This window comes from Sphingobium sp. WTD-1 (assembly GCF_030128825.1).
In the GTDB taxonomy this organism is placed as follows: Bacteria; Pseudomonadota; Alphaproteobacteria; order Sphingomonadales; family Sphingomonadaceae; genus Sphingobium.
On sequence record NZ_CP119127.1, the window covers coordinates 3,352,947 to 3,365,462 of the forward strand.

The following is a 12,516-nucleotide window of genomic DNA, read 5'->3' on the forward strand; positions in this document are numbered from 1 at the left end:
GCGAAGGCAGCAAGAAGTGAACAGGAAATTGGACACGCCCGCCTGCAGCGGCTAGACCGCCCCCCGGTCGTCCACAGCGAAAAGCCAAACGCACTCATGCAAGCCTCACTCAGGCTCCTCAAAAAGCGCCGTTTTCTGCCGCTTTTCATCACCCAGCTTCTCGGCGCCTTCAACGATAACCTGTTCAAGAACGCCATGGTGCTGTTCGTGGTGTATCAGGTCTATAATGACGAGCGGTCCGAAACCTGGTTCAGTGCGCTGGCTACCGGCATCTTCATCATCCCCTTCTTCCTACTGTCCGCCCTGTCGGGCCAATTGGCCGACCAGCGTGACAAGGCCGTCATCATCCGCTGGGTGAAGGCCGCCGAAATCGTCATCATGACGGTCGGCGCGACCGGCCTGGCGCTGATCTGGAGCGGCATCGCCGTCCATATCCTGGCGATCCCGTTGCTGCTCGTAGCCCTGTTCGCCATGGGCATCCACTCCACCTTCTTCGGCCCGATCAAATATGCGATCCTGCCCCAACATCTGCATGATGACGAGGTGCTGGGCGGCACCGGCCTGGTGGAAGCGGGCACCTATATCGCGATTCTGGCCGGCACCATCCTCGCCGGCATCATTCCGATCGAGGCCGCGGCCATCGGCGTGGTGGTGACCGCCTTCATCGGCTATTTTGCCAGCCGGGCCGTGCCCCCTGCCCCGTCGCTGCTCGCCAAGCAGCCAATCGACTTCCACGTCATCCGATCCTCGGTCGCGCTGGTGCGGGGCACGATGCACATTCCGCGCCTCTATCTGGCGATCATGTCGATCAGCTTCTTCTGGGCCGTGGGATCGGTGCTGTTCATCCAGTTCCCGCCGCTGGTGAAGAATGTCCTGACCGCCGACAAGTCGGTCGCCAGCCTGTTCCTGGCGATCTTCTCGATCGGCATCGCGATCGGATCGATCGCGATCAACCGGCTGCTCGCCGGCCATGTCTCGGCCAAATATGCGCCCGCGTCGGTGATCGGCATGGGCTGCTGCATCATCGCCTTCCATGTGGTGTGCGACCTGTGGACGCCGGCACCCGGCGGCCAGATGCTGCCGCTCGTCGGCTTCCTCGCCCATCCGATGGCGATCCCGCTGTCGCTCTGCCTGCTCGGCGTGGCGACCTTTGGCGGCATGTTCGTGGTGCCGCTCTACGCCTTCCTCACGACCACGGTCGAGAAGTGCGAAGCGGCGCGCACCGTGGCGGCCAACAATATCGTCAATTCCGGCGCCATGGTGGTCGGATCGCTGATCGCGATCGGCCTGACCCTGGCCGGCCTGGAGGTGGTCTATCAGTTGTTGCTGGTGGCGGCGATGTGCCTGCCCTGCGCCTGGCTGGCCTGGCGGCTGCACAAGGCCTGTGATGGCCCGGCCTGCAGCGGCGAGCTTTAGAAGATGAAGCTGTAGAACGCCGTGAAGAAGGCCGAGAAGCTCAGCACGAACAGCTTCCAGTCATTATCGTCGGAGACGGCCACATCGCGGCGGCGACGCGCCTGCGAAGACGCATCGTCCGTCAGCTGGAAGATGTGACGGGGCAGCCGCTGCCGAAAGGGGTGCCGGGCGGCTTCGTTGGTGAGGACGAGGACTCGGTTTCTCATAAGGATTGGTTAACGCGATATTTACCATTAGTTCCATGGCAAATTTCGTAAAATCCGGGATGTCCCGTCGCGGGACAGACTTGACCGTATCAATAACATAATACAGCATGGCCGTGCCGATGACCGAAATGCCCAACCCCGCCCCTACCGGCACGCCTGCCCCGGCTGCTGACGAAGCGCGCCCGTTCGGCGCCGGTCCGCCCAGCGCCTTTGCCCCGCCCACCCCGTGGAAGCGGCGGCTGCAGATTGTCGGCTGGATCGTGGCGGCGGGGCTGGCCCTGCTGATGCTGATCATCGCCTGGCTGGCAGTAACGGCGCCCATGTCGCGCTCGCTGCAGCCCATTGCCCCGCCCAGCATCAGCCTGATGTCGGCCGACGGGCATCTGGTCGCGCGGCGCGGCGCCATCATCGACAAGCCGGTGGAGGTGGCCAAGCTGCCCGCCCATGTGCCCCAGGCCTTCATGGCGATCGAGGATCGTCGCTTCTATGACCATTGGGGTGTCGATCCGCGCGGCATCGCCCGCGCCATGTGGCACAATATCTGGTCCGATGGATCGTCGCAGGGCGGCAGCACCATCACCCAGCAGCTGGCCAAGGGCGTATTCCTGTCGAGCGACCGGACCATGGGTCGCAAGGCGCGCGAAGCGCTGATCGCCTTCTGGCTGGAGGCTTGGCTGACCAAGGACCAGATTCTCGAACGCTACCTCTCGAACGTCTATTTCGGCGACAATGTCTATGGCCTGCGCGCCGCCTCGCTCCATTATTTCGATCGCCAGCCCGAACGGCTGACCATTTCCCAAGCCGCGATGCTGGCCGGCCTGCTGAAGGCGCCCTCGCGCCTCGCGCCGACCAGCAACCTGAAGGGTGCGCGTGCCCGCGCCGCGCTGGTGACACAGGCGATGGTCGAGGCCGGCTATATCAGCAAGGCCCAGCGCGATCAGCTCGCTCCGGCCCGCCTTGATGTGCGCGAGGCGCCGGATGCCACCAGCGGCACCTATTTTGCCGACTGGGTGCTGCCCGAAGCCCGCGACCGGGCCGGCGCCGTCTATGGCGCGCAGGAGGTGAAGACGACGCTCGACTGGCGTATCCAGCGCCTCGCCGAAGCAGCGATCCGGCGCGCGCCGCTGGGCGGGGCACAGGTGGCGCTGGTGGCGATGAAGCCCGACGGCAGCGTCGTCGCCATGATCGGCGGCAAGAATTACGAGAAGAGCAGCTTCAACCGCGCCGTGCAGGCCAAGCGCCAGCCCGGCTCCACCTTCAAGCTGTTCGTCTATCTCGCCGCCTTCCGCGCCGGCATGACACCCGACGACATGATCGAGGATACGCCGATCACCACCGGCACCTATCGCCCAGCCAATCATGGCGGCAAATATCGCGGGCGCATCACTTTGCGCCAGGCCTTTGCCGCGTCGAGCAATGTGGCGGCGGTGCGCCTGACCCAGAAGGTCGGCGTCGACAATGTCATCAAGGTTGCCCGCGACCTGGGCGTTACCGCGCCGCTGACCGAGGATCTCAGCCTCGCGCTCGGCACATCGGAAATCCCGCTGGTGGAACTGGCCGAGGCTTACGCTTCGGTGGCGGCCGGCGCCTATCCGGTGCTCGCCCATGGCCTGCCTCCCGAGGAGCAGGGCTGGTTCGACCGGCTGATGAAGCGTCAGCGTCATTTCAGCGACGACCAGCTCGAAATGATCCGCGACCTCCTGTCGTCCGCCGCCAATCGCGGCACCGGCAGCGCGGCGGCGCTGCGCACCAGCACCTTCGGCAAGACCGGCACGACCCAGGATAGTCGCGACGCGATTTTCGTCGGCTATGCCGGCGGCCTGGTGACGGCGGTATGGATTGGCAATGACGACAACGCCCCGCTGCCCGGTGGCGCGGCCGGCGGCGGTGTGCCAGCACGTATTTGGCGCAATTTCATGGCCGGCGCGATCAACGAGCCGGTCGAGAAGGTGCCCGAGGAAGAGCAGGATCCCGACCTGGTCAACGCCATCGCCAATGTCAGCGTCGAAACCGGCATCGGCAATGTCGGCGTCGGCATGGATCAGGGCGGAATGACCGTCACCATCGACGGCAACCAGCTTCGCATTCCGTCAGACCAGCCCTTGCCGCTGCCGCCACAGGGCGTGCCCCCACCGCGGATCGCACCGACCCAGCCACCGGAAAATGAACCACAGCAGCCATAGCGGTCATGTCTGTTACCAGATTTTCACGGCATTGTTCCCGCCGAATGATGCCGTGAAATTGCGTATATTGTGTAATCACACTTATCCTTAACCCACTGACAAATATCCATTTCCCCTGCCATTCCGATCAATGATATAGTGTGATTCCCTTCCACTTCAGAGGTCACACGATGAATGGAGCATATGGCCGGGAAGACCATTCCACGCAGAGGGCGCTGGCGGCACGCTGGACCATAGCGGCCGAGGCCATGGAGGCCCTGGCCGGCGCACGGTCCCTGGATGCGGTGGTCGCCGTCCTGCGCGCCTTCGCCCGCCGCGCGGTGGGGGCGGACGGTATCGCGGTCGTGCTGCGCGATGGCGACAAATGCCATTATATTGCCGAGGACGCCAAGGCGCCTTTATGGGCCGGGCAACGTTTCCCGGCCGAAACCTGCGTGTCCGGCTGGGCGATGCTGAACCAGGAGACGGCGGTCATCGCCGACATATTCGATGACGTTCGGGTGCCGGTGGACGCCTATAGCCAGACCTTCGTCCGCAGCATGATCATGGTGCCGATCGGGCGGGTCGACCCGATCGCCGCCGTGGGTGCCTATTGGTCCGAGCCGGCCATGCCGACCGACAACGAGATTTCGCTGCTCGAAGCGCTGGCACGGGCGGCGTCCACCGCACTCGAAAATGGCCGGCTCTTCGGCGCGCTCGAATCCCTGAACGATCATCTGGACCAACGCGTGCGCGAGCGCACGAGCGAGTTGGAAAGCGCGCAGGACAAGCTGCGGCAAATCCAGAAGATGGATGTACTGGGCCAGTTGACCGGGCATGTCGCGCACGACTTCAACAATCTGCTGACCCCGATCATCGGCGGGCTGGACCAGATCATCGCTGGCGGCCGATCCCCCGAGGCGATAGCCCGTACCGCCAATATCGCGATGCAGGCGGCGGAAACCGCGCAGACTCTGGTCAAGCGGCTGCTGGCCTTCGGCCGTCGCCAACCGTTGCAACCCACATCGGTCAATCTTTCCGAGACGCTGGAGAATATGCAGACCTTGCTGGTCAGCACGGTCGGCCCGCAGATCATTCTCCATGTAGACGCCGCGCAGGATGTGCCGCCGGTGCGCGCCGACCGACATCAGCTGGAACTGGCCATCCTCAACCTGGTGGTGAACGCGCGCGATGCCATGCCGAACGGCGGGCAGGTCATCATTTCGGCAGAACGGTGCAAGAGCCGCCTTCCCGTGCCGCTGATCCCCGGCCAATTCGTCTGCCTGCGCATCACCGACACCGGCATCGGTATGACCCCGGCGGTCAAGGCGTCCGCAACCGAGCCCTTCTTCACGACCAAGCCGGTCGGCCATGGCACCGGCCTTGGCCTGTCGATGGCGCATGGTCTGGCCGGCCAGTTGGGCGGGGCACTCGAAATCGTCAGCGAAGTGGGCCAGGGCACGGAAATCCAGCTCTGGCTGCCGATCGAGAAGCAGAAGCCGGTGGCCGTAGTGGCGGATGGCAATGGCGGCGAGATCGTAGCAACGCGGGGCAAGGTGCTGCTGATCGACGACAATGCCCTGGTCCGCCACGGCACGCGGGAGATGCTGACCGACCTTGGCTATGAGGTGGTCGACATCGACAATGCCGAACTGGGGCTCAGCATGATCGCCGCCGATTTCCGGCCCGACATCGTCGTCACCGACCATATCATGCCCGGCATGACCGGCGCCGAACTGGCGCTGCGGCTGCGCGTCGACCATCCCGAGATCGCGTTACTCATCATATCGGGCTATGAAGGCGTCGACCTGATCGCGCCGGATATTCCGCGGCTTTCCAAGCCCTTCCGCCGCCAGCATCTCCAGGCCAGCATCGCAGCCGCGCAGGCGCAAACCGTGGGGCGTGCCTAAAGCGCCTGGCCGGCCGCCCAGCCGCTGGCCCAGGCCCATTGGAAATTATAGCCGCCCAGCCAGCCAGTAACGTCGACTGCCTCGCCAATGGCATAAAGCCCCGGCACCTTGGCGGCTTCCATCGTCCGCGACGACAGGCCGGCGGTGGCGATGCCGCCGACCGTGACCTCTGCCTTGGCATAGCCTTCGGTGCCGGAGGGGATGAAGGACCAGCCCGCCAGCCGCTCGCCAATCTGGCGCAGGGTCTTGTCGGGCAGATTGCCAAGGTCGCCCTGCGCACCAATCCGTTCGAGCAGGGCATCGGCCATCCGCTCGGGGAAGCGCTCGACCAGCACGCGTCGCAAGCCCGTGCGAGGGCGATTGCGTTTCTCGTCGAGCAACCAGTCCGTGCCAAGATCAGGCAGGAAATTGACGTGGATCGGCGTACGATGCTCCCAATAGGAGGAAATCTGCAACATCGCCGGGCCGGAGAGGCCACGATGGGTGAAGAGCGCCGCCTCACGGAACCGGGTCTTGTTCCAGCGCACCTCCACCTCGGCCGAGACACCCGACAGCGACTGGAACAGCGCGTCGTCCGGCCCCAGGGTGAAGGGCACGAGCGCCGGCCGGGGCTGCACCACCTTGAGATCGAACTGGCGCGCGACCTCATAGGCAAAGCCGGTCGCGCCCAATTTCGGGATGGAGGGACCACCGGTCGCCAGCACCAGCGATGGCGCGGACACGATGCAATCCCCCAGCCTGACGCGGAACAGGCCATCGCCATGGGCGATATCCGTCACCGGCTGGCCCAGCGCCATGGTCACGCCGCCGGCTGCGCACTCCTCCGCCAGCATGGCGACGATCTGCTTCGCCGATCCGTCGCAGAAGAGCTGCCCCAGCGTCTTTTCATGCCAGGCGATGCCATAGCGGCCGATCAGGGTGAGGAAATCCTGCGGCGTATAGCGGCCCAGCGCCGACTTGGCGAAATGGGGATTGGCCGACAGATAGCGATCGGCGGCGGTATGAATATTGGTGAAATTGCAGCGCCCACCGCCCGAGATCAGGATCTTCTTGCCCGGCGCATCGGCATGATCGGCCAGCAGCACCCTGCGGCCGCGCTGGCCGGCAGTCGCGGCGCACATCATCCCGGCGGCGCCTGCGCCCAGGATTATCGCGTCATAGTCGCTCATCACCGCCCCCGCTTCATCCGCACGATCGCCTCGTCCAGCGCGGACAGGAAGCGGGATCGATCGGCCTTGGAGAAAGGCGGTGGGCCGCCGACCGGATCGCCGACCGCGCCGGCGCGCAGGTCCGCCATGATCGCCCGCACCGCGATGGCGCTGCCGATCGAGGCGCTGGTAAAGGGCTTGCCATTGGGCGCGATCACCCCGGCCCCGGCCTTAAGGCAACGGTCGGCGAGCAGGATGTCGGCGGTGATGCACAGCGTATCGGCACCGGCGCGTTCGGCGATCCAGTCGTCGGCGGCGTCGAATCCGTCGCTCACCACCACGCGGTCGATCAGGTCATGCGCCGGAATGCGGATCGGGCTGTTGCTGACGATGGTGACCGGCACGCCATGGCGAAAGGCAACCTTGTAGATTTCCTCCTTCACCGGGCAGGCGTCGGCATCGACCAATATGTGCATCGCCGCGCTGTCCTTTCGTTCCGGCCGTTCGCGGCGGCGATAGGCGGACAGGGACGAACGTGCAATGGGCCGGGGAAACACCCCGGCCCATCCGTAGTTAGCGCCCGACGATTTCGAGCAGATGCGGCGGGTAGCGCTCGCCCTCCACCGGGATCGTATCGGCCGCCTCCCGAATGCGGGTCAGGTCCGCATCAGTCAGTTCGACCTTGGCTGCGCCCAGATTTTCCTCCAGCCGGTGGAGCTTGGTCGTGCCGGGGATCGGCACGATCCACGGCTTCTGCGCCAGCAGCCAGGCGATCGCGATCTGTGCCGGGGTCGCGTCCTTCTCGGCCGCGATGCCCTTGAGCAGATCGACCAGCGCCAGGTTCTTCTCCCGCGCCTCGGCAGCAAAACGCGGCAGGCTGTTGCGGAAGTCGCCTTCGGCCAGCGCCGTATCCTTACCGATCGCACCGGTCAGGAACCCCTTGCCGAGCGGGCTGTAGGGCACGAAGCCGATACCCAGTTCCGCGCAGGTTTCGAGGATGCCGTTGGTTTCCGGGCCGCGGGTCCAGAGCGAATATTCATTCTGGAGCGCAGCGACCGGCTGAACCGCATGGGCGCGGCGAACGGTCGCGGCCGACGGCTCGGACAGGCCGAAATGCCTGACCTTGCCCTCGGCGATCAGGTCCTTGACGGCCCCCGCCACATGCTCGATCGGCACGGCCGGATCGACGCGATGCTGGTAGAAAAGATCGATCACCTCTACACCCAGCCGCTTGAGCGAGGCGTCCGCCACCGCGCGGATATTGTCCGGCCGGCTGTTGAGCGCGCCAAGGCCTGCGCCGATGTCGAAGCCGAACTTGGTGGCGATCACCACCTGGTCGCGCACCGGCGCCAGCGCGGCGCCGACCATTTCCTCGTTGGTATAGGGGCCATAGACCTCCGCCGTGTCGAAGAAGGTGACACCGAAGTCGACAGCTGCACGGATCAATCTGATCCCTTCATCCTGGCTGACGGCGGTGCCATAGCCGAAGTTGAGGCCCATGCAGCCCAGGCCAATGGCCGAGACCTCCAGCCCGCTCTTGCCCAAAAGTCGCTTTTCCATAGCGGTCACTCCGATTTGATGTCCGAACGGAAGATAGGTTGTCGCCAAGCGGCAGATTAGATCATAAAAGCGGTAAGACTTTATATCCGGAGTTCATGAATGCGGCGCGAAGAGCTGGTCGACCTCAACGCCTTCCTGATGGTCGCCGACACCGGCAATTTCACCCGAGCGGCCGCGCTGCTCGGCACGTCGCAGTCCGCGCTCAGCCATACCATCAGGCGGCTGGAAACGCGCCTGGGCGTGCGCCTGCTCACCCGCACCACCCGCAGCGTCTCCCTGACCGAGGCCGGCGATCGCCTGTCCGCCACGCTACGCCCGGCACTCGACAGCATCGCGACCGAACTCGCCTCGCTCGGCGACCTGCGCGAACGGCCGGCCGGCACCATCCGCATCACCGCCGCCGAACATGCCAGCAACACGGTCGTCTGGCCAGCATTGCAACGGCTGTTGCCACGCTATCCCGACATCCATGTCGAATTGAGCATCGATTCCGGCTTTGTCGACATCGTCAAGGAACGCTTCGATGCCGGCGTGCGGCTGGGCGAAGCGATCGCCAAGGATATGGTCGCCGTGCGCATCGGCCCGGACCTGCGCATGATCGTGGTCGGCGCGCCCGCCTATTTCGCCAGCCGCCCGGTGCCGCGCACGCCGCAGGATCTGGCCGCGCATGACTGCATCAATCTCCGCCTGCGCAGCGCCGGCGGCCTCTATGCTTGGGAGCTGGAAAAGGATGGCCATGAAATCCGGGTGCGGGTGGAGGGGCAACTGGCCTTCAACAGTATAGAGATGATCCGCCGCGCCGCCCTTGCCGGCTTCGGCCTCGCCTTCGTGATGGAGGATCAGGTGCGTGCAGATATCGACGAAGGCAGGCTGATCCCGGTGCTGGAGGACTGGTGCCCGCCCTTTGCCGGCTATCATCTTTATTATCCCAGCCGCCGCCAGCCCGCCGCCGCGTTCAGCATATTGGTCGACGCGCTGCGCTATCGCGGTCCCTAGGCCATTTTGCCGCCTTCTCCCGCGGCGATAACTGTCCTACATGGAGGGACAATGAGCGCATCCCTCTACAATAACGACATTCTTCGCCTCGCCGCGAGCATCCCGCACCACCAGCGGCTGGCCGATCCGCAGGCCAGCGTTGAGAAGCGGTCACCGACCTGCGGCTCGCGCATCACCGCCGACGTCCGCATGGCCGACGGCAGGCTCGCCGAAATCGGCCTGGATGTGAAGGCCTGCGCCCTGGGCCAGGCCTCCGCCGCGCTGATGGCGGCGCAGGCGATCGGCCTCACTGCTGACGAACTGGCAGAGGCGCGCGACAAGCTGGCCGCCTATCTGTCGGGCGAGAGCGAGGATCTGGATTTCTGGCCCGGCCTTGCGGTGCTGGCGCCGGCCCGCGGCTATCCCGCGCGCCACCCCTCGATCCGTCTGGGCTTCGAGGCGATCGCCGAAGCCGCGCGGATGGCGGACGCCTGATGCCGGTCGCCGAAACCGCCAGGTCGGCCACCGACGTTCTCCTGTCCGAAGGCGTGATCCTGCTGGGCGTCGCCGTGGCCTTCGTCCTGCTGTTCCGCCGCTTCGGCCTGGGTGCGGTGCTGGGCTATCTGGTCGCCGGCGCGCTGGTCGGCCCGCAAGGGCTGGGCCTGGTCGGCGGCGCGGAATCGAAGCTTGCGATTGCAGAAATCGGCATCGTCCTGCTGCTCTTCCTCGTCGGCCTCGAACTCCATCCCGCCCGCCTTTGGCGACTGAAGCGCGACATCTTCGCGCTCGGCCTGGCACAGGTGGTGCTATGCGGCCTCGCCCTCATCGCCATCATCTTCTATTCGACCGGCTTCACCTGGGGCGCGGCGATCGCGCTCGGCCTGCCGCTCGCCCTGTCCTCGACCGCGCAGGTGCTGCCCAGCCTCAAATCCAGCGGCCGCATCAACTCGCCCTTTGGCGAGAAGGTCTTCTCGATCCTGCTGTTCCAGGATCTCTCGATCGTCCCGCTGATCACCATCGTCGCGGCTCTTTCCCGCAATCCGGCCGATGCCGGCGGCCCGCCCGGATGGGTGATGGCCGGCTATACCGTTGCCGCGATCGCCGGGCTGGTGCTGGCCGGCCGCTTCATCCTGCGGCCATTGCTCAACCTGGTCGGGCGTCAGGGCGAACGCGAATTGTTCGTCGCGGTAGGGCTCTTCACCGTGCTGGCCGCCGCGTCGGTGATGCACAGCCTGCACCTCTCGACCGCGCTGGGCGCCTTCGTCGCCGGCGTGATGCTGGCCGACTCCCCCTATCGCCACGAGATCGAATCCGATGTCGAACCGTTCCGTTCGATCCTGCTCGGCCTCTTCTTCCTGGCCGTCGGCATGGTTCTGGACCTGCGCGCCGTCGCCGCCAATCCGCTGTTCGTCATCGGCATGGCGCCGATGCTCGTCGCGACCAAGGCCGCGATCATCACCCTGCTCGCCCGGCTGTTCGGCATGGCCTGGCAACAGGCATTGAGCGCCGGCCTGCTCCTGTCCCAAGGCGGTGAATTCGGCTTCGTCCTCTTTGCCCAGGCGCAGAATGCCTATCTGATCGCGCCGCAGGCGGCGAGCCTATTCAGCGCGATCGTCACCTTCTCGATGGCGACCACCCCCTTCCTGATGCTGTTTGCCCGCCGCTTCGAATTCGCCCAGCCCAAGGATCGTGACGACCTGCCCGGACCGGAGGATGCGCCGCGCGGCAGCGCCATCATCGTGGGCTATGGCCGGTTCGGCCAGACCGTGGCGCAGATGCTGATGGGCCATGGCTTCGGCGTCGTGCTGATCGACAAGAAGCCCGCCCAGATCGAGGTGTCGAGCCGTTTCGACATGAAGGTCTATTATGGCGACGGCACCCGCATCGACCTGCTCCACCGCGCCGGCGCCGACGAAGCCCGCCTGATCGCCTTCTGCATCGACGATCCGTCGCTCGATGCCCGCGCGCTCCAGCCGATTGCCGAGGCCTTCCCGCAGGCCGCCCTGATGGCCCGCGTGTTCGACCGCCGTCAGCTTCTGGCGATGCAGGATCTCGATCTGGCCGGGGTGGTCCGCGAAGTATTCGAATCGGCGGTCTGCATGGGCGTCCAGGCGATGCAGACGCTGGGCGTGCCGCCCGAAGAGGTCGAGGAAGTCGAGCGCCAATATCGCGAAAATGACAGCCAGCGCCTCGCCCTGCAGATCGAGCATGGCAATCTGCTGGCGGCCAAGGATCTGATGTACCGCCCCGGTCGGGGCATGCGCCTGCGCGCGCGCGGAGATGGAGAAGAAGCATGATCGCCATTCTGGCCGCCCTGTCGGCAGCGCTTGCCATTGCTGCCGATGCCTTTGGCGCCCATGGCGCCGCCAGCCCGCAGGCAGCGGAGTGGCTGCGCACCGGCGGCCTCTATCAGCTGATCCATGCCGTCGCCGTCCTGACGATCATGGGCATTACGCGCGGCGGCGCCCTGTTGCTGCTGATCGGCGCGGCGATCTTTGCCGTCAGCCTCTATGCCATGGCGCTGGGCTGCCCGCGCTGGCTCGGCGCGGTGACGCCGATCGGCGGCGCGATGATGATCGGCGGCTGGCTCTGGGCGGCTTTTGCCTATTGGCAGCGTGGCTGAGCCAGCCACTTGCCGCCGCAGTTGGACACGCCTAGATAATCGCCATGGCAGATCATTCGCACCATCATCATCTCGAACCCACCGGCAAGAAGCTGGCCGACGCGGCGCAGGCTACGCTGGAGGCGAAGGATGAGCAGTGGACGCCAATGCGCGCCGCCATCTTCGACGCGCTGGCAGCCGAGGAAAAGCCGGCATCGGCCTATGATATCGCCGACACCGTGTCCAAGGCGCGCGGCAAGCGGGTCGCGCCCAACAGCGTCTACCGCATCCTCGACCTGTTCGTGGCGAACAATATCGCGATGCGGGTGGAAAGCGCGAACGCCTATATCGCCAACGCCCATCCCGGTTGCCATCATGACTGCATCTTCCTGGTCTGCGACAGTTGCGGCCAGGTGACGCATATCGACAATGATCCCATTACCGGATCGCTGCGGTCGGTGGCGGAAAAGGCCGGCTTCGCGCCGGTGCGTCCGGTGATCGAGGTGCGCGGCACCTGCAGCGCCTGCCACTGACGGG

The 12,516-nt window shown here is 65.5% G+C and carries 12 protein-coding genes; 8 read left to right on the top strand and 4 right to left on the bottom strand.

The features are described 5' to 3' along the window. Positions 1-96 precede the first annotated feature (96 nt). A complete protein-coding gene (locus N6H05_RS16630) occupies positions 97-1,416 on the top strand; it encodes an MFS transporter (RefSeq protein WP_284110659.1) in 1,320 nt (439 codons plus the stop codon). Here N6H05_RS16630 and N6H05_RS16635 read toward each other — a convergent pair. Further along, positions 1,413-1,622 carry a hypothetical protein gene (locus tag N6H05_RS16635; protein ID WP_004212393.1) on the bottom strand — a complete coding sequence of 70 codons (210 nt, stop codon included), beginning with the start codon at positions 1,620-1,622 and terminating at the stop codon, positions 1,413-1,415. The genes N6H05_RS16630 and N6H05_RS16635 overlap by 4 nt on opposite strands. A gap of 107 nt (positions 1,623-1,729) precedes the next feature. Here N6H05_RS16635 and N6H05_RS16640 point away from each other — a divergent pair, with 107 nt between their 5' ends. Both N6H05_RS16640 and N6H05_RS16645 read left to right on the top strand, forming a co-directional pair. Beyond that, complete coding sequence (locus N6H05_RS16640) at positions 1,730-3,805, top strand: transglycosylase domain-containing protein (RefSeq protein WP_284110660.1); 2,076 nt, start codon at positions 1,730-1,732, stop codon at positions 3,803-3,805. Positions 3,806-3,975: 170 nt separating this feature from the next. After that, the gene (locus tag N6H05_RS16645) at positions 3,976-5,694 is read left to right on the top strand and encodes an ATP-binding protein (protein WP_284110661.1); all 1,719 of its coding nucleotides are present in this window, start codon (positions 3,976-3,978) and stop codon (positions 5,692-5,694) included. Here the strand turns inward: N6H05_RS16645 and N6H05_RS16650 are convergent. The 3 genes from N6H05_RS16650 to N6H05_RS16660 form a co-directional block, all read right to left on the bottom strand. Beyond that, positions 5,691-6,863 (bottom strand): BaiN/RdsA family NAD(P)/FAD-dependent oxidoreductase, encoded by a 1,173-nt coding sequence (locus N6H05_RS16650; RefSeq protein WP_284110662.1) that lies wholly within the window; start codon positions 6,861-6,863, stop codon positions 5,691-5,693. The genes N6H05_RS16645 and N6H05_RS16650 overlap by 4 nt on opposite strands. Then, a complete protein-coding gene (locus N6H05_RS16655; RefSeq protein WP_284114254.1) occupies positions 6,863-7,318 on the bottom strand; it encodes a YaiI/YqxD family protein in 456 nt (151 codons plus the stop codon). The genes N6H05_RS16650 and N6H05_RS16655 overlap by 1 nt, the downstream gene beginning before the upstream one ends. 97 nt (positions 7,319-7,415) lie before the next feature. Further along, the gene (locus tag N6H05_RS16660) at positions 7,416-8,402 is read right to left on the bottom strand and encodes an aldo/keto reductase (RefSeq protein WP_284110663.1); all 987 of its coding nucleotides are present in this window, start codon (positions 8,400-8,402) and stop codon (positions 7,416-7,418) included. Between the two features lie 99 nt (positions 8,403-8,501). Here N6H05_RS16660 and N6H05_RS16665 point away from each other — a divergent pair, with 99 nt between their 5' ends. From N6H05_RS16665 to N6H05_RS16685, 5 genes are read left to right on the top strand one after another with little or no spacing between them, the layout of a single operon-like run. Further along, positions 8,502-9,398 (top strand): LysR family transcriptional regulator, encoded by an 897-nt coding sequence (locus tag N6H05_RS16665; protein WP_004212385.1) that lies wholly within the window; start codon positions 8,502-8,504, stop codon positions 9,396-9,398. Positions 9,399-9,449: 51 nt separating this feature from the next. Continuing rightward, positions 9,450-9,872, top strand: a complete 423-nt coding sequence (locus N6H05_RS16670; protein WP_284110665.1) for an iron-sulfur cluster assembly scaffold protein — start codon at positions 9,450-9,452, stop codon at positions 9,870-9,872. Further along, the gene (locus N6H05_RS16675; RefSeq protein ID WP_284110666.1) at positions 9,872-11,674 is read left to right on the top strand and encodes a cation:proton antiporter domain-containing protein; all 1,803 of its coding nucleotides are present in this window, start codon (positions 9,872-9,874) and stop codon (positions 11,672-11,674) included. Before N6H05_RS16670 ends, N6H05_RS16675 begins: the two co-directional genes overlap by 1 nt. Continuing rightward, positions 11,671-12,000 (top strand): DUF423 domain-containing protein, encoded by a 330-nt coding sequence (locus tag N6H05_RS16680; protein ID WP_284110668.1) that lies wholly within the window; start codon positions 11,671-11,673, stop codon positions 11,998-12,000. Before N6H05_RS16675 ends, N6H05_RS16680 begins: the two co-directional genes overlap by 4 nt. A gap of 44 nt (positions 12,001-12,044) precedes the next feature. Next, positions 12,045-12,512, top strand: coding sequence for a Fur family transcriptional regulator (locus N6H05_RS16685; RefSeq protein ID WP_284110670.1), 468 nt, complete (start codon positions 12,045-12,047; stop codon positions 12,510-12,512). Positions 12,513-12,516 lie beyond the last annotated feature (4 nt).